The organism is Scytonema hofmannii PCC 7110, from assembly GCF_000346485.2.
Taxonomy (GTDB): domain Bacteria; phylum Cyanobacteriota; class Cyanobacteriia; order Cyanobacteriales; family Nostocaceae; genus Scytonema; species Scytonema hofmannii.
In genome coordinates this window covers 8,691,307-8,709,763 of the sequence record NZ_KQ976354.1, presented here as the reverse complement: position 1 = coordinate 8,709,763, position 18,457 = coordinate 8,691,307, and the positions used below count along the sequence as shown (strand labels likewise).

Genomic DNA, 18,457 nt, shown 5'->3' with positions numbered 1-18,457 from the left:
GACCAGTGACCAAAGTGTACAGTTTATGAGATTTTATAAAAATCCCCGGTTTTTTTTACCGGGGTATGATGTCTTTCGACACTCTTGCACTTGATCTATACAATACTCATTGTACAATTTCCAATGATGCCAAAGTGCCAATGTAAAACGGGCATTGGGAATGGGGAATTGGGCATAGTTAAGAAATGATTTATTGCCCATTTTACAAAGTTTAGAATTGTAAAGCAAAAGATAGCACTCGGGTTTGATCCCAATAAGCCTGACCCAGATACAATCCGGGCGCAACCTCACGAATTTCATCTCGAATCTTCTGAGCAATAAATGAAGATTTGGAGTAGTCCAAGATAATGGATTCTCCTTCGCTAAACTGACTATTTCCCCTGTATACTTTCGCTTCGACCATATGAAACCCAAAGACAGTCAGCCGATTGAGCAAAAATCCTTGCTCTCGGTAAAAAATCTTTCCTTGCCAAAAAAGCGAATCAATTAAAGATGAAAAGACTTCCCACATCGAAATTTCAAAAACAAAGAGCACTTTACCATTGCTTTGACCGTTGGGAATTTCACCAATAGGACTGTTTTTATAAAGATTATCTAATTCTACAGGCGACATTGCCATCAAGTCTTTCATTGTAATTGTCATTTTTAATTACCTCTGGTTCAAAGATAAATAGGAAAAGGAGTTAGATAATCAGTCAGTCGCAATTAATACAGCCTTGGCGATTGGAAATCGCGGCTATACAAGCAAAACCCACCTACGTGGGTTTTAATATTTTGATTTCCCGTTAGTCCGCATAGGCGGACTTAGTTTATATAGTAGCGAATTATATTCGCCCAAAACTTTTCAAACATCCTCTTAGAGAACAGCAACATTATAAGAAATGTCAGCAAATTTATTTCAGAGATAATTTGTAAAGAAAATCTTAAGACTCGTAATAGCTCGTCTAAGCTAAAATTCTGGGTTGAGGCTGCAGGGGTAGCCCACCCTACTACTTAAAATTTTTCATTAATGATTTAGGATTTCTATTTCTCAAGTGCATGAGTTAATTTTGCTTACACCTATTTAAGTAAAACATATCATGTCAAATTTCTGCCAATACATGAGTTATAAAAGTATAGTCTTGCGACAAGTGAGTTTTATGAAGAAGACAAGTCTATTATTTACTACCTGTCTGCTCCTTGCCGTGATTATGTTTATAGTCTGCGGCTTTTATGGAACACCTACAGCTTTCGCTAGCGAATCTAGTGAAACATCTATCCCCGTCGCTACTGAGTATAAAAAAGCATCTAATGCTGAGTACTCAGATGATGTCAATAACTGTGATGGTATTGGTTACTTACCATACGATGACAACCTGACGGATGCAGAAAAGCGGGGTCGTTGTACGTGGTACTTATGGACGGCTGGAAACGATAAATACTACCGTGACGTAGCAAAACAAACTCATGGTGAAGTAGATTTACTGGGTTTAATTGATACACGCGATCGCGATCAACGGCTCAATCGTTTCGGAGCAATCAACGATCCGGGCTGTGAAAAGGCAACGGAACCAGATGAATATGGTTTGTGGCTGGATAAGTGTAAAGATCCGCAATCCACAGGAGTTATTGGATTGCGGAAGTTCACAAATCCCAACTTCGATCCAGTCAAATGGGACCCAGAAAAGTATAAGCAAGATGCACAAGTAGAACCTCCCTACCGAATCGGACAATCCTGTGCTATTTGTCACGTAGCCTTAGACCCTCTCAACCCACCCCAAGACCCAGAACACCCAAAATGGGAAAACTTGGTAGCAGCGTTGGGGAATCAGTACATTAAGGAAAATGAATTGTTTGGCGCGAGAATTAAGCCAGATGATTTTAAATGGCAAGTGCTGCACTCACAAAAGCCAGGGACTTCAGATACTTCTCGCATTGCGACAGATTACATTAACGCCCCCAATGCAGTCAATGCTATTTTTAATTTAAGCGATCGCCCTAAATATCCAGAAGTCATGAACGATGGTTCCATACAGGAAGTCAATCACATTCTTAAGGATGGGGCAGATTCCACTGGAGTTGCAAATGCATCACTGCGGGTTTACGTCAACATTGGGATGTGCGGTGATTACTGGTTAAGTCTCCATGACCCCATATTAGGCAGAAAATCACAACGACCTTTTGATATCGAAAAAGCCAGGAAGGAGTGCGGAGAATGGAGAGCAACAGAAGCCCGCATGGGAGATATGGAAGCGTTTTTAAAAACCATCAAACCCATGAATCTTAAAGATGCTCCTGGTGGTGAAGCATTCCTAACCAACGATGATGAACTTCTCAATCGCGGGAAAGCTGTTTTTGCCAACAGTTGTGCTAGTTGTCATTCCAGCAAACAGCCGCCCGCAGAAATTGCAGCGAACCCAGAACAAGCCAAACAGTGGTATTTGGACTCTGTATCGAGCAGTGACTTCTTAGACCACAACTTCTTGTCTGATGACAAGCGTTACCCCGTCACTTTTATAGGCACAAATGCAGGGCGTGCGTTAGCGACAAATGCAACAAAAGGGCATATTTGGGAACAATTCTCCTCTAAAACTTACAAGGAATTGCCATCACCAGGTACCTTAAAGTTCGATAATCCTTTCGACAAAAGCGAACCCATTAATTTTGAAGTGCCTTCCGGCGGTGTAGGATATTACCGCACACCATCGCTAGTTAGCATTTGGGCAACAGCACCATTTTTGCACAACAACACATTGGGAATCTACAATGAAGATCCATCCGTTAAAGGACGTGTAGAAGCTTACACAGATGCAATGGAAAAAATGCTGTGGCCTGAAAAACGTGAAGGCATTATCAGCCGAACCACTCAAGCCAGCACGTTAACGCTTCCTCGTGGCATTGTTAAGCTTCCCGTTCCCAAAGGAACACCCGTGAATTTAGTAGCAAATATCAACATTAGAGATGCAATCACAGATTTTAACATTTTGCACTTTCTCCAAGATGTGAGACCTGAAGGTGGCATTAAAGGCAAACTTGCACGCTTATTTATTAGGGCAAACAAGTCTCCTGACTTCATTGAGGACAAGGGTCATACTTTTGGCTCGGAATTATCTGATGAAGATAAGAAGGCGTTGATTGAGTTTGTCAAAACTTTTTAAAGTTTAGGGACTTCCAAATAAAAAAATATCCAACTTTCTGTGGTGCGGGCTTCTAGCCCGCCACTGATATAGGCCCGCCACTGATATAGGCCCGCCACCGATATAGAACGGGCGAGGACGCCCGTCCCACAAGATGGATAATTTATTTCTTGGACATCCCTTAGTAGCAGATTTCACTCTACTTTGTTATGTAATCTAAAGAGAGCATGAAGTCACCTTTGTAAGGAAAGTTATGAAAACAACAAACCAGAAGAATCAGAAGCAAACTGCTCTCATTACAGGAGCATCTGGTGGAATTGGTTATGAATTTGTAAAATTACTTGCTCGAGAAGGTTACAATCTTGTGCTAATAGCGAGAAGTGGCGAAAAGCTAGCTCAAATTGCACAAGACCTAAAGCAAAAATATAGCATTGCAGTTAAAGTCATTACCAAAGATTTATCCGCTCCCACCTCTCCAGAAGAAATTTTCCAAGAATTACAACAAGAAAATATTACTGTAGATATTTTAGTCAATAATGCTGGATTTGCTACCTATGGTTTGTTTAATGAAACTGACCTTAATATTGAGTTACAAATGATGCAAGTTAATGTGGTATGTCTCACCCATTTAACAAAGCTCTTCCTGAAAGATATGATTAAGCAAGGTTACGGCAGAATATTAAATATTGCATCAACTGCAGCATTTCAACCAGGTCCTTTGATGGCAGTTTATTTTGCAACAAAGGCTTACGTGTTATCTTTTTCGGAAGCGATCGCTAATGAATTAGAGGGAACTGGTGTTACAGTCACAGTACTTTGTCCGGGACCAACAGAAACTGGTTTTCAGAAAAGAGCAGCAATGGAAGACTCAAAGCTAATTAACGGTCAAAAGATTATGGATTCAGAAACTGTAGCCAAAATTGGCTATGCTGCCTTAATGAAAGGCAAAACTGTTGTTCTTACTGGAATCAAGAATAAGATATTAGCTGCTAGTGTAAAATTTGGCCCAAGAAAAATGGTCACAAAAATTGTGAGAAGTATGCAGGAACGACAGTGACCAGTGACCAGTGACCAGTGACCAGTGACCAGTGACCAGTAATCAGTGACCAGTGACCAGTGACCAAGAAAAACTTGTATAAAATATCTATAAAGTGTCGTCATTTTATCAAAAAAAATCTGGGTTTTTATTTATGAATAGTTAGCATAATCAGACAAAAAATCATGCAAAGAAAACATTGGTCTTACGTCATTGTGCTAGCAACTTGCGGGTTAATTCCTTGGGCGATCGCTTCTTTTACAGTTCACGATATAGTATATTCGCAACCCGCAAATGTTAAATCTATTACTGTCAATAAAGCTGAATTTGGAGTTTTAAGAGATAGCAGTAGTCATAAATCTACCTTTATACCTACAAATAAAGTCATCTTAAAAGAAGGAAATAAATATGGTTGGCGAATTCACCTCAAAAACTACCAAGGTGTAGTAACATGGCGTGAAGTAATCAAATTACCTAAAGTGCCAGAAACCTGGAGCACAAATAGCGGGGAAGACTTTTCACTATCAACAAACGGGACAGAAGCAGTCACAAAACGCATACAGGAAGCAAAAAAAGGAGTTATTGAAAATTTTTGGACGATGACTCCTGGCGATCCGGCTGGTAAACATACTATAGAAATTTACGTAAATGACCTTTGTATTGCTTCTTTCAATTTTGAGGTGATTTCAAAGAAAAAATAGCTTGGCGGCGCTTTTGTAGGAAAATAACAGCATAAAGGTAGCGATAAGCTGGGTACAGCTTGCGCTTCGCGATCGCAAGGAGGTTGTCCGTGGGTTTTAAAAAAATTTTGGTGGCTCTTGATGCATCACCGGAAACACAGCTAGTATTTGAGGAAGCTTTAGAGTTAGCCAAAAAAGAGTCGGCTAGCTTAATGATCTTCAACTGCGTGGATCTTGGCTCAAAACTTACGTTCCCAACTGCAATTAAAGAGAAAACTCAAGAAGGGGAAGAATTAACTCAAGCTTATAAGAGAAAGGCACAGGAGCAAGGGATTGAAGTGGAATCTTTATGCAGAGTCGGAGAACCGGGAAAATCTATTTGCAATTTAGCACAAAGTTGGAAGGCAGATCTGATTGTACTTGGTCGCAGAGGTTTTAGAGGTTTTACGGAAGTTTTATTAGGGAGCGTCAGCAGTCATGTCCTTCACAATGCTCCTTGTTCGGTTTTAGTTATACAGGGCGAGGCTTTCAGCACTTAAACATTATTCTAACTTTACGGAAGATTGGGGCAAATTTTTTGATAAGGTTCATTTCCCAAATACAAGTCCCACTCTTCTAAAGTTAAATTGCAAGTCAATCGACTGCAAACCTCTTCAATCAAAACTTCTGGTTGTAAATTCCAGATCTGAACCTTGTTTAAGCAATTAACAGTCACGAAGTGTTCGCTATCCCAGCTAAAAATAATATGATTTATACCTCCATAAACTTCAATACGTGATACTTCTTGCTTGCTTATCAAATCCCATATTCTGACGGTATCACCACCCACGGCTGCTGCTAAGAAGCGGCTCCCCGGACTGAAAACTACTTTTGTCACCGATCTACCCAGTTTTAGAATCGGTAAGACTTCTTCACCGGATAAATCCCACACTTGGATGAAACCATCACTGTCTACGGATGTATCCGAACCATAAAATCCACCAAAACCAGCTAAGTATTTTCCATCTGTACTCAGGGTAAACTCACTTAATTCTTCATTTTCTAGTTTTATACGTGTAACTTCTTCTCCTCCTAAAACTTTTATAATCGACAAAGTTTTCTCTTGAAAATTTGAATTTTTAGGAAGAATTACTAAATATTGTCCATCTGGGCTTATACTGACTATTTTTTTAGTTTCTAATCGATTTACTTGTTTATAATTTGTGATATCCCAAATGATAACATCACAAACTAAAACTTCAAGATTATCTTTATATAAAGTTGTCAAATGAACTAATGTAGTTAGAAGTTTTGTGTCTTGACTAAATGCGATCGCAATAACTTGTGCATTATGTTCCATTGCTAGCAGTTCCTGACCGCTAGCTAGTTCCCAAAGTCTTACCGTTCGATCCTCACCAACTGTCGCTACCAATTCTTCATCTGTACTGAAGACAGCATAATGCGCTCCTTCATGATTGATAAATCTTACCTCCTGATAAGGATTCATGTCATAAACTTGTAAACCATGAGCCTGACTGCAAGTCATACCCAAGTACTTACCGCGAGAACTTATAGTAATGCTATTGACGAAGTTCTCCATATCAAGCTCGATCGCAGTTTTGCCATCAAAGTCATCAACAATCTGCCATAGATTTATAGTATCAGTATGTCCTTTTTCTGGATTGCTATCTTCCTGAGTTGCTATATATTTACCATCTCGACTAAAGGCGATATTGACAACATAATTCTCGTGGAGCAGGCGTGTAACTTCATGACCGCGAAAGATGTGATACACTCTAGCAATTTTGTTAAATCCCTTACCTACAGTAGCCAAATAATTTCCGTCAGGACTAAAAACAACACGACCCAACCAAGTCGTAGGGTTATCTTTTATGTGTGTCACTTGATAACCGCGAGGGACTTCCCAAACAACTGCTTCTCCTTTTCTATCTCCAGCCGCTACGTACTGACCGTTGAAGTTCATTCCAATCGTATTAATCCATGCATTATGCTCCACAGTCATCACTTCTCTGCCACTAGGTATTTTCCATACTTTAATAGTCGTAAGAGTGACTGTTGCAGCAAAAAATTTACTATCTAAACTAAATGTCATGTCATCGATATTTTCACGAACCGCCATATTGAGTTCAGAGCTAGTTGGTGAAGATAAATTGACTGTTTCGTTGATGATTCGCCGCCTACGAGAAAGTTGCCAAACTTGTCTTCTCCCTTCTCCAGAACCAGGGCTATCTTCAACAAATTCCGCTAAATAATTGCCATCTGGACTGAAAGAAATCGGATCTTGACCGCTACAAAAATCCGGCAATTTTAGCAATGGCAATCCTACAGGTATGACTTCGGGCGAATCCGTCAATTGCCATACACCTCTAAAACCACCACTTACGATAACTATATATTGGCTCTTTGGGCTAAAAATAATATTCTGAACAGTTTCAGCACGGACTATTTGTGCAATTAATTGTTGATTTTTTAACTTCCAAATCTTGACAACTCCATCTTGACAACAAGTAGCAGCATATTTACCATCTGGGCTTAAAGTGGCAACTGTTAAATCTTTTTCGTATTCTATACTTGCTACTTCTCGACCGCTTTTTACTTCTAATATTCGTATGGCATCATTCGCGATCGCCATATATTTGCCGTCAGAACAAAAGGCTAATGAATTTGAACAATTATAGTTCTGCTTGCTCTGTTTACTTATCCGAGCGATGGAGCGTGGGAGCAAAACCAGCCCTTGACGTAGAGTTTGATCCGCTAAAAGATATCTCATTTCCAGCTTGTTGAAACGTTTCATAGATTCAACAGCTAGCAAAGTACTCAAATGCAGTAAACTAATATCCTCTCTTTGTATCAATTGTGCTTGAGTTGCTAATAGGCGAGCTTGAGAAATTTGCTGTTGTTCTTGTGAAATTCGCAAACGCTCTTTAGCTTCTTCAAGTTCATCTTGTCTTTTTTGAATGCTACTTTTGACATATTCTGTTTCTAGCTGATTTAGCCAGTTCTTCTGGGGAGGATATTCTAGAACTTTTTCCAATACGGCAATGCGGGGGTCACGACTCCATAGATAATCCGATTTGCGATCGCGATCGTCCCAATCATTAGCTGCAAGTGTCAGACGTTGACGTAGCACTAAACTCTCATTTTGACGCTTATCGTCCTTCCATTTCTGCAGGAGATTCCATCCCAACACTAAAGCATCGTGAGCTGGTTCTACATAAGCATCCCCATTGGGTTCTTTTCCGCTCACAATCAATCGAACATCCGTAAAACGTTGAATAATTTTCTTAACTCGCTCGTTGTCTTCAGCATTGGGATACTCAAGTTCACCTAACGGTACGCGTCTGCGAGCCATTGCACCGCCATCGACAGTGACCATTCGCAACATAACTTTACGAATGGTGTAGTCATACATTGAGTCCATTTGTATTAAATTTTCATACTCTTGGGTTGCTCTACGGGTCAGTGAGCCTGCAACTCCTCCGAGTTCGTTATAATCTTCTTCTGTTAAAGCGCGGTTGTCACCTTTTCGGTTCAGATATTTTAAATAAAGTTCGCTGAGAGTAAAAGAAAGTAGCGGAAGTGCTCCTGGCATTTGTACAACTTCATTAATTAATTGTTCTACTAATTGTGGAGGTTCAAAATAAAGCACTTGTTCTGCTGCTGGTTTTTCGATCGTTTCTCGAAGTTCGTTTTGAGTCATTGGCGGTATCATAAATCGAGCGTTCATCCAACGACCGGGAAAAGCAGATGTTAAAAACTGTGGTTCAAAGTCCAAGCGCAACGTTATAACAATATGAAACTGCGGTTGGGTAAGTGCTTGTTCCAGTTCTTGTAAAAACTGCGATCGCGCCTTATCGTTTTGACACATGGTAACCAATTCTTCAAATTGGTCGATCGCAAGCAGTAGTTTCTTTTGAGGATTGGCATTGCACCAAGCAGTGACAGCATCAAGCAGTGACAATTTTTTCTCTTTCTCGGTTGAGAGTTGTTTTTGAACTTGAAAAAGCGCAGTTATGGGGAAAGCGCTGGGACGAATGGGGTTGAGAATATGCCACTGATGGGTAGTAGATTTACGTAAGCGAGGTAATAATCCGGCTTTCACAAGGCTGGATTTACCTGTTCCTGAAGCTCCCAGTACTACTGTCAATTGGCGATCGCACACAACGAAGCTCAATTCTTTTGTCAATTGCTTTCTGCCAAAAAACAGATCGCTGTGAGCTTCATCAAAAGATTCTAGACCTCGGTAAGGGTTATTCTTGGGATCTAATTTAGGAGCAGATGGTAAGTTCAATTTGTGACCGGGAACTAGAAAAATGTATTCTCCTTTGTCATGTTTTGCTAAGTGATATAAACCAGGAGTTTGACGGCTGTGGAGTTTTTCAGTCGTTGTTTCCAATTTCTCCCGCAAATAAAAGTAGAGTTCTGTTGCTGTAATAACTCCATCCCCAGTTGCTCTGCCATCTTGAACTGGTAAAGAAAAATCAGCATCACCCCGTAACGCTTGAAACAGTGTTGCAGCAAAAGGAGAGTGATGTTCTACCGTTCCACGAGATGTTACAAAATCTAAAGCCTTTTGGTCGTGAGCTGCAGATGCGATGACTTGCCAAGCTCTGTCTCGGATGAAGCGATCGTAACGTTCTTGGTAGACAACTGGCAAACGCATGGCATTTCTGTGACTTGACCAACGGAATGCACCTGCAAAGCAACAATCAAGAATAACTAATAAATGCCTGCAAGGTAGAGCCAGCAGAGCATTATGTAACTTCTGCATTTGTAGGTAAGTACTAATATGACCTGACTCAGCATCAGCAGGTACAAGATAACCCGCAGGACCTTCTTCATTTTCCAATGCATCCAGAGCAAGACCGTGTCCGGCAAAGTAAAATACGATCCTGTCATTTTCATTGAGATCTACTTCTTGAGCAAGAGGTAGTTTCTGTGCGTGAAAAGCAGCAAGTAGTTGGTTCAGTCCTTCCAGAGAAGCATCTTGGTTTAAAAGCCGCCGCACAGTGTATTTGTAATCTTCTAGAATCCGAGCAAGTTCGCGAGCGTCAGGGACAGCCGTTTCTAACGGTGGTACGCCATTTGAATAATCATTAATCCCGATAATGACGGCAAAATTACGCTGAAACTCGTGCTTGGACATAATTAGAAGTTATTAAGAACTGCTTAATATATTTATTTCCCTGTATATTTAAATAGTGTTAGGCAAAATCAACTTATGCATAAATATCATTAGATAACATAAAAATTACGCAATTACTCCTTTCCCGCCCGAAGATGACCTATTTAAATGAACCATACTTTGCTCTTGTGGTACGGGCGTCCCCGCCCGTACATCATAGAGGGCGGGCGAGGACGCCCACCCCACTCCATGTAATCTAATAAGAGCGAAAATTGCTCTAAAGACACTTCTCTTGCACTTTGTATAGATTTGCAGAGATTTAGTTTACCCGTTAGTTGCTAAGCTGTTCCATATCTAATTTGCATATTAAACCGCAGAGGCGCAGAGGGCGCAGAGTAAGAGAGAGAAGAGTTTGGTGCTTTTTATCAAACCTTCAAAATATGCAAGTTAAATGTGTTTTAGCTTAGCAATCTAAAGTATTTTCCAGTTCCCAAGGGGTGATGCAACTATTGTAGTTATTCCACTCCTGATGTTTCAATTTTAAATAAGCTGCCGTGAACCGCTCTCCCAGAGCTTGGGGTAGAACTGTGTTTGCTTTTAGGCTGCGTAAAGCATCCAATAGGTTTGACGGCAACTGTTTTACTTGATAGCTTGTTTGTGGATCTGTATAGCTGTTGTTGTCATAACGCGATCCAGGATCGCGCTTGTTGGCAATTCCATCAAGTCCCGCAGCGATGAGTGCAGCACTTAGTAGATAGGGATTAGCCGCACCATCAGCGAGACGAAACTCGAAGCGGTCAACATCAGGAATGCGGATTGCATGAGTGCGGTTATTACCACTATAGGTAATGGTACTGGGTGCCCAAGTTGCCCCTGAAGTAGTAACCTTGGCGTTGATTCGTTTGTAGGAATTGACAGTGGGATTTGAAAAAGCACACAGCGCCTCGGCAGAATGCAACAAGCTCAAGAGGTTTCGTCATGCCTCTAACTGTCCCAATTTAGCTATAATATCTTGGTTGACTTTGATGTAACCTTGATCGACGTGGGTAAAGTATGAATTCAACTGCTGATGGGCTTTAGGCAGTGCGTGGAAAGGAATTGATGGATACAAATGGTGCTCTGCGTGAAATGGCATATTCCGCATCAAAAATCGCACAGGCCATAGGGTCAGTGTTACCCGCGTATTTGTCAGGGGATTAGCGTCTAGAGAGCAACCTGTATGTTCCCCCAGTAAAATAAAACGCAGAATAGGTTGACCGACAATTAGCGGCAGTAGCCAATAAAGCACAAACCAAGGCTGCTTGAATGCAATTGACAGAGCGATCGCTACTACATAAACAGCTAATTGCCAACGGGTGGAGCTAATGACTTCGGCTCTCTCAGCAACTGGTATAAAAATATTGAAATGGCTAAATCCTTTTTGTTTAGTCACCCTAACTCCTTGTAAAAACAAAGAAATTCCTGGACATAAGCCTAAATCATTTAATTCTTTCCAAATATTATGTTGAACTTCAATAAATTCATTCTTTTGCAAACGAAGACAAAAAGATAGACCTTGCTCTCTGAGCCAAGTTGCTAGTTTGATTGAACAAAATTCTCGGTCTCCTAATACGCAAATTTTATAACCTTTAAACAAGGGTAAGACTTGAGATATCAACGTTTTTTGTTCATCAATGTTGCTACTTCCTAACTTGGATAAGATCTCAAAGTATATAGGAAAGGCTCTTTTATCCCAAACGATGCTAATTACAAATAAATTAATGCGACCCCATGCAGTGCGATCGATGACTACATAAATTATTTCGTCCGGTTGAAAATATGTTGACAACCATGTAGTCACAATTGGAAACCAAATCTTTTCAATCGTTTGTTGGGTAATGACAAAAATCTTTGTAATTTCTTTCTTCTGCTTTCAAATAGAATGGGAATTGGTAGAGCCGTTGCTATAGCTTCTAAACTCACTTTTTTAATTGACTGTAAAACATTAATTAAAATAGTGAACAACAAGTATTCCGTTGGGCTAAATTGACTTTTTAAATGTGTTTGATAGAATGGAGGTAACATTGTCATTAGATAGGTCTTGTTGACAAAAGTAGACCTATCTTTTTTTACCACGAATTGCTACACACTTTACCTCATAAGCTTTTCAAGCTACTTTGTCGCCCCGTCAGGTTTAAATCATGAGTAATTGATATTATCCACCTTGAATTAACTTAATTGCCTTATTTCGCTCCTCAATTAAGCGGTTGATTTCTAAGGCAAATTTAGCACTATGTTCTGCCAGGTCAATAATTACCTCTGTTGAAATCACGATCGCCTGTAAATCTTGAACCACTGTGACACTCACTAAACTGGGTTGTCCTGCTAAGAGTGACATTTCACCGAAACAATCCCCACTTTCCAAACGAAATACTTCTTGCTCTTTACCTTGAGAGTTTTTTATCGAGAGACAAACGCATCCGTCCCAAAGAATAAAAAAGCCTTTGTCGAGATTTCCTGCTTTGATAATACATTCACCTACGCCGTATTCTTCAACAATGGCGCTACGAGCAAGTTTATTGATAGTACTAGGGTCGAGAAAGGCAAGATAAGGCAGCGCTTCCAAGTATTCCAATACTCTTTCTTGTGGAACTTCGCTTTTTAACAAAGCTTCATCAAGAGAATATTCCATTTGGGTCGGCAAGGGAATTGTTAATTTGTGACGCTTGATAGCGTAGTAAATTCGTTTTAATAAATCGCCTCTTATATCATCTTTCTTGGGATAATCATTGATGTATACTTTCATCTCATAATTAATGAAAAAATCCCCATATTCCTTGATACGTATCTTAGGTTCTGGATCGGCAACAATTCCTGGAGTTTCTAATGCAGCTTTTTGCAAAATATCGATAACTTGATTGGGCAAATCATTATGAGAAAACTTGACAAAAACCCTTTCTGCATGGATGGAATTCAGTAAAGTATAGTTTTCAAAAGTTGTTTGTCCAAGTTCTGCATTTGGGATGACGATGATGTCTCTATTTCGGTTTCTCAGGCGAACAGATCGCCAATTCATCTCAATGACTTCTCCGTCAAAACTTGTGCCTGTTCGATGCGAAAATTTTATCCAATCTCCTTCTTCAAAAGGTCTCTCCAAGAGTAGCAGGAAACCTGAAACTAGATTACCTAAGGTATCTTTTAGAGCTAACGCCACCACTAGGGAACCAACCCCAAGAGCTGCCGTAATTTGTGCTAAGTTAATTTTCCAGATATTAGAAAGGATATGTACCCCAATGAGCAATACAACTGATGCCCTTGCTAGCAACAGATAGAGATTTGGTACACGAATTTGCCAAACTTTGGGTTTTTTGCGGGTTGTCAGGGTTGTGTTTATAAAAGATAATCCGGTGTAGATAATTGCAATCCAAAATAGAGTTTCGCTTGCACGTACCAAGTTTCCTGAAGGTTCGAGAGTGAGAATCTGACGCAGCACCAGCCATGCAGTCAGAAAGGGCAACACTAGATTCCGCAGATGTTGCAGTGTTTCTACTAACAGTATATTCTGCCGTTGTAATCGCTCAATGACTTCGTTGAGAGCGATCGCCACCGCAGGAACCCCCAACATCAAGGCAATTGCCCAAGTTAAAATATCTTGGTGCATGATTATTTTAAACCCCAATATTTTGATGCTCTACTTGAGCGGCAGCATCTTTCATAATTTCACTCAAAAATTTATAGGCTTCTTCCCAAGCTCGCCTAACTTGGGGGGTAAATGCTTCCCCTAACCCTTGCTCTAGTGTCCAGAGTAAAGCCTCCCCCACCACGTCGTAATACTGTGCCATCACTCCGTAATCGGCGTGTCGCTTACCCAGTTGTTGCACAGCCTTGATAATTGCTTGCGGTTGGCGTAATCCTTCAACTGCGATCGCTAGTGTACTCATCAGCTTGCGTTGTTGATCTTCCATGCTCCCTTTGAACAGAGGTCGCAAAGAGGGGCTTAATTCAAATAGTCGTTGATAAAATAGTTCGGCGACGGTATCAGCGATCGGCTGAACTTTTGCAAAGGTTGATTGCACCAAGTCAACTTTGCTCATTGACATCTTAGCAGCAGTCACCAAAATCCATGTGTCTACCTCGCCAATGTTATCAATGTGCATCGAGCGGTATTGTATCAAAGTGTAAGAGTCTGCCACCCACTCATAGGCAGCACGAGTCATCACAATGCTATTGAGTTCTGCTTGAGTATACAAGCGCATGACTAAATAAACCGATTCGCCCCAAACGTTGTAACCAAATTTCTTAGTACCTATTACTCCAGCCGTTACCGAACCAGTATGAATACCAATTCTCAACCCCAAAGCTAAATCTTGTCCCAACTCCATCTGATGCAGAATATTCAACATTTCTACTCCAAAATCAACGGTGCGTTTGACGTGATCCAGTCGGGGAATTGTCAGTCCGCAGACGGCCATGTAGTCCGTATCAATTGTACTTTTACGCTCCAGCCCAAAGCGTTCCGCCGCCTCATTAAATTCATGGAATAAGCGAGTCAGCAGTTGGGCTACTTCTGCTGGTGGGAGTCGTTGACTAAGTTCGGCAATACCAACCACACGTGCATACAAAATAGTGACGTGTTTCACATGGTCAGCAATTAGCAACTCACCCTGTTTGAGGCGTCGGGCAATGGTCAACGGCACAATATTCAACAGCAAAGCTTCGTTTTCCTGATTTTTTTGGTCGATTTCTGCTAGTTTTTTACCTAAACTAATGACCATTGCATTAAATGCCCGCCCTAATTCTCCAAATTCATCGTCAGCATTAATATTAACTGTGGTGTTATAGTTTCCAGCTTGCAGTTGTTGAATTCCCTCTTTAATGGCGGCGATGGGGCGATTCACAAAATAAGAAACAATGATGCTCAAAAATGTAAACAGAACAATTAAAATTGTGCTGGCGCTCAACAGCCACAACTGTAGATTGTTCACGGGGGCTAAGACCTCAGCCATGTCCATCTGTGCCAAGATTGCCCACTTCAGATTGCCAATCTTTAAAGGAGCATAGGCAGTGAGTACCGAGATCCCACGATAATCTTTGAGGTTGCCTGTACCAGTTTCACCTGCCAGGGCTTTTCGCACGGCTTCTGTTTCTAGAGTTTGGATGTTGTTTAGTTGATCTTGGAGTGCAAATCGCGAGGGCGATCGCATCCGATAATCTGAGCCGATCAAATAAGCTTCCCCTGACTTTCCCAAACCCTCACTCATCCAGTTTTGGTTACTGGTCATGATGCGGTTAATTTCAGCAACGGATAATTGCACTACTAAAATTCCCACCATCTTGGAACCGTCATAAATGGGACCAGCGATAAACGCCGTTTGGGAATCATAGACTGGTCGATAAGGCTCAAAATCAGTGATTTGAATTGTCCCAGGATCGAAGGTTTGACGCACAGTTGCTACCAACTTAGCTAGGTGACTGGTGCGGTAGGGACCAGTGTTGAGATTAGTGCCGTAGTCTAGTTCTTTGCGGACTGAGTAAATGATATCTCCTGTATTATGGTCGATTAGTAATAAATTGCCATAGCCCATACTCTGAACTAGATTTTGAAATAACGGTTGATATTGAGCATGAAAGCGGCTGTATACACTCCCATCACGAGCATCTAAAAGTTGAGCTTTTTGTTCCGAAGCATAGGAATTAGCATCAATGTAGTAATGCTGGAGATATTTAGCAGCTTGGCTTACAGGACGATAACTGTTAAAACGGAGTTCTCCAGAAACTTTGTCAGAAATATTAGGAAAAAATTTATTTTCATAATAATTTTGCAAAGACCGCTCCCACTCTGGCGGAATTGATTTCTCATTCAGTTCCCGAAATCCTTGATGAAAATCCACCATAGCCGCAACAATCGTCCGGTCTTCACACAAGGTTTTAATATGGTTTCGTAGAGTTTGAAAGTAAGTTTTGATTTCGGCGGATTTAGCAGCGCGAACAGTGATAAGTTGGTTAGAAACAGACTCAGTTAGCGATCGTTTACCCATCTGCCACCCTAGATAGGCAATTATCAAAATCGAGCTAATACTGGCAAACAAGACTACGATAATAAGTTTAGATTTGATGGTCAACCGATTAAAGATGACTAGCTGCATATTCGTTATGATTTTTGGCTGACCCTAAAGAGCATAGTACAGGCTGATAGTTATTCATTCCTTTAAAAGGTTGAAATAAGAGAAATTACTGGCTTTACCTAGTCTACAAGAAGTTTTCTAGAAATCCATAAGATTTTTAGTAGTGCAACCAGGAAATGTGGCTCTACCCCTCTCATTTTGTAACTCGTGTACGTTGTAAAACCTATTGAAAACCTGACTGTTCGCGGCATTTGGATGCTCCCAAGCAACCGCTGTTTCGTGGTTTGATAACTTCCCGTGAAAAGTCAGGTTGAAACCACGCGCAAAAAAGCGTTTCACAGCATTATATCCCTATCCACCCAAATATTGCCCTCATTTGGATCGTGCAATCGTGTTCAAAGCTTGACTAAAGGTCTTCATTATCCACAGGTGAATCGTCTGAACTGGCTAGTTCATCTGTTGTTGGTAACGCAGTTTTGAGATTGGGTGAGAGCATAACCGTTGTCTCGCTAGCGTTGGGTTCTTATATTATAGATGACCAAAATAGGGAGCAAGGGTAAGAAATTTGATGAAGGAAATTAGAACCCCGGTTTCTTTAAGAAACCGGGGTTCTGATACCTCAAATATTGTTAACCAAACCATCCCATCTGCATTCTTCAAAAAGCTTAATAAAAATAAACAATTAGAAACTGCATTTCATACTTAAGTAGCATTTTACTTTTTATTTATGTTTCGGTAGATTGAGAAATGTATCATACTGCTGAGTGTTACTCAGTTCGTAATGGTCGCGCTAGCGTTCAATTTAGAAATTCTAGCACTGGTATGGTCAGTCTTTGCTCGTCTAATTTTGTAGCTAATAACCAATTATAGTGAACAATTTATCTTCTCCTACTTTAGAAGCACTGGAACCTCTTCCTAGATCGGCATTTACACAAAAAACCGATGCGATCGCAAAAATTCCTAAACAAACCATAAGGACTAGCCTGAAGGCATCCACGATGGATGGTATCTTAGCCACTATCTTTTCCAACATTACTAGTGGCGTCTTGCTGGTGAACTTTCTACTCGAACTAGGTGCAACACCGGTAGAAATTGGTTTGCTGTCATCAATTCCCATGCTAGTCAACTTTTTACAACCACTAGGAGCATTGATTGCAGATCGTACTAACAGCCGTCATTGGTATGTGTTAAGCATTTATGGTCCATCCAGGCTGTTATGGCTGACTTTATTGTTAGGTATTGCGTGGATGGGTTCGTCCAATCACCATCACCATCAACTAGTTACTTGGACATTAAGTATCATTTTTATCGCTAACGTGTTAGGAGCTTTAGGTTCGTCAGCCTGGTTTAGCTGGATGGCTGCTTTAGTTCCCAAACAGTTACGGGGCAGATATTTTGGTTTTCGCAATAGTACTGCAAGCCTAACAAACCTCTTGTGTGTACCACTGCTTGGCTTTGGCATATCCGTTTGGCCAGGTGGCACAATTCAAGGTTTTGGTGTGATGTTGCTGGGTGGAGTTGTGGTTGGGATCGCAAGTTTGATATGTCAGTTTTGGATGCAAGATATCAATCCGCAAGTGACTCATGTTGACACTTCACCCAATCAACAGGAAAACAAATACAGTCAGCCTCAAAAGACTAGTATCTTTAAAGACATCAACTATCTCAAATTACTACTGTATTTAGGACTCTGGACGTTTGCCGTTAACCTTAGCGCTCCGTTCTTTAATCTTTATATGATGAGAGATTTAGCTTTGGATCTAAGTACAGTCACGCTTTACACCAGCTTAGCGGCTGGAGCAAACTTAGTCCTGCTAGTGCTGTGGGGTAAGTTGGCTGACAGGATGGGAAATCGTCCACTTCTATTGTTAGTTGGTATTTTGATAGCAGTTACACCAATATTTTGGCTGTTTGCTGGTGCTGATTCAGTTTCTCTATGGATATTGTTACCAACAATCCATATAGTGACTGGTGGTTCTATGGCAGCAATTGAGTTGTGCAGCAGCAACATTCAAATGTCAGTAGCACCACTAGATCGTCCTTCACAGTATTTTGCTATTGCCGCAGCTGTTGCTGGAGTCTGTGGAGGTCTAGGGTCAACTGTTGGTGGCTTTATAGCTGGGCTAAATATGATTGGAGGTTTACCTGGACTGTTTGCTCTTTCAGCTGTTTTGCGATTAATTGCTCTGCTACCTTTGCTCTTTGTTCAAGAACCACGCAGCCAGTCACTTGTTGACATTGTACGAAATATTTTACCTGCTAAATCTCAGCCTACATTAGTTTCAGAAGTCGAAATTTAGGGATTTCTAGAAAATAGATTATCCCATATTGTGGGACGGGCGTCCCATCCCATATTGTGGGACGGGCGTCCCCGCCCGTCCTGTATTAATGGCGGG

Annotated in this window: 10 protein-coding genes and 1 pseudogene; 5 read left to right on the top strand and 6 right to left on the bottom strand. The window is 40.9% G+C overall.

Features of this window, described 5'->3' with window-relative positions; all coding sequences use genetic code 11:
* Nucleotides 1-211 precede the first annotated feature (211 nt).
* Nucleotides 212-643: a hypothetical protein gene (locus WA1_RS36895; protein ID WP_017746771.1), complete on the bottom strand. Its 432-nt coding sequence runs from the start codon at nt 641-643 to the stop codon at nt 212-214.
* Nucleotides 644-1,139: 496 nt separating this feature from the next.
* Between WA1_RS36895 and WA1_RS36890 the strand changes: the two genes are divergently transcribed.
* From WA1_RS36890 to WA1_RS36875, 4 genes are all read left to right on the top strand, one after another.
* A complete protein-coding gene (locus WA1_RS36890; RefSeq protein WP_026135035.1) occupies nt 1,140-3,137 on the top strand; it encodes a hypothetical protein in 1,998 nt (665 codons plus the stop codon).
* A gap of 232 nt (nt 3,138-3,369) precedes the next feature.
* On the top strand, nt 3,370-4,173 hold the full coding sequence (locus WA1_RS36885; RefSeq protein WP_017746769.1) for an SDR family NAD(P)-dependent oxidoreductase: 804 nt from the start codon (nt 3,370-3,372) through the stop codon (nt 4,171-4,173).
* A 164-nt stretch (nt 4,174-4,337) separates the two neighbouring features.
* On the top strand, nt 4,338-4,853 hold the full coding sequence (locus WA1_RS36880; RefSeq protein WP_017746768.1) for a hypothetical protein: 516 nt from the start codon (nt 4,338-4,340) through the stop codon (nt 4,851-4,853).
* 89 nt (nt 4,854-4,942) lie between these two features.
* On the top strand, nt 4,943-5,371 hold the full coding sequence (locus WA1_RS36875; RefSeq protein ID WP_017746767.1) for a universal stress protein: 429 nt from the start codon (nt 4,943-4,945) through the stop codon (nt 5,369-5,371).
* 14 nt (nt 5,372-5,385) lie between these two features.
* Here the strand turns inward: WA1_RS36875 and WA1_RS36870 are convergent, their stop codons facing one another.
* The 5 genes and pseudogenes from WA1_RS36870 to WA1_RS36845 all read right to left on the bottom strand — a co-directional run bounded on the left by WA1_RS36870 (nt 5,386) and on the right by WA1_RS36845 (nt 16,082).
* Nucleotides 5,386-9,978, bottom strand: a complete 4,593-nt coding sequence (locus WA1_RS36870; RefSeq protein WP_017746766.1) for an nSTAND1 domain-containing NTPase — start codon at nt 9,976-9,978, stop codon at nt 5,386-5,388.
* Between the two features lie 442 nt (nt 9,979-10,420).
* On the bottom strand, nt 10,421-10,918 hold the full coding sequence (locus WA1_RS36865; RefSeq protein WP_017746765.1) for a hypothetical protein: 498 nt from the start codon (nt 10,916-10,918) through the stop codon (nt 10,421-10,423).
* A 15-nt stretch (nt 10,919-10,933) separates the two neighbouring features.
* Nucleotides 10,934-12,021: pseudogene (locus tag WA1_RS61955) on the bottom strand (fatty acid desaturase).
* A 130-nt stretch (nt 12,022-12,151) separates the two neighbouring features.
* Complete coding sequence (locus WA1_RS36850; protein WP_017746763.1) at nt 12,152-13,597, bottom strand: mechanosensitive ion channel family protein; 1,446 nt, start codon at nt 13,595-13,597, stop codon at nt 12,152-12,154.
* Nucleotides 13,598-13,604: 7 nt separating this feature from the next.
* Nucleotides 13,605-16,082 (bottom strand): adenylate/guanylate cyclase domain-containing protein, encoded by a 2,478-nt coding sequence (locus WA1_RS36845; protein WP_017746762.1) that lies wholly within the window; start codon nt 16,080-16,082, stop codon nt 13,605-13,607.
* 848 nt (nt 16,083-16,930) lie between these two features.
* Here WA1_RS36845 and WA1_RS36840 point away from each other — a divergent pair.
* On the top strand, nt 16,931-18,361 hold the full coding sequence (locus tag WA1_RS36840) for an MFS transporter (protein WP_017746761.1): 1,431 nt from the start codon (nt 16,931-16,933) through the stop codon (nt 18,359-18,361).
* Nucleotides 18,362-18,457: the final 96 nt, after the last annotated feature.

Excerpts from the sequence above, each read along its gene's own strand:
- WA1_RS36845 (WP_017746762.1), bottom strand. The coding sequence starts at position 16,082 with ATGCAGCTAGTCATCTTTAATCGGTTGACCATCAAATCTAAACTTATT.
- WA1_RS36850 (WP_017746763.1), bottom strand. The coding sequence starts at position 13,597 with ATGCACCAAGATATTTTAACTTGGGCAATTGCCTTGATGTTGGGGGTT.
- WA1_RS36870 (WP_017746766.1), bottom strand. The coding sequence starts at position 9,978 with ATGTCCAAGCACGAGTTTCAGCGTAATTTTGCCGTCATTATCGGGATT.
- WA1_RS36890 (WP_026135035.1), top strand. The coding sequence starts at position 1,140 with ATGAAGAAGACAAGTCTATTATTTACTACCTGTCTGCTCCTTGCCGTG.
- WA1_RS36885 (WP_017746769.1), top strand. The coding sequence starts at position 3,370 with ATGAAAACAACAAACCAGAAGAATCAGAAGCAAACTGCTCTCATTACA.
- WA1_RS36880 (WP_017746768.1), top strand. The coding sequence starts at position 4,338 with ATGCAAAGAAAACATTGGTCTTACGTCATTGTGCTAGCAACTTGCGGG.
- WA1_RS36895 (WP_017746771.1), bottom strand. The coding sequence starts at position 643 with ATGACAATTACAATGAAAGACTTGATGGCAATGTCGCCTGTAGAATTA.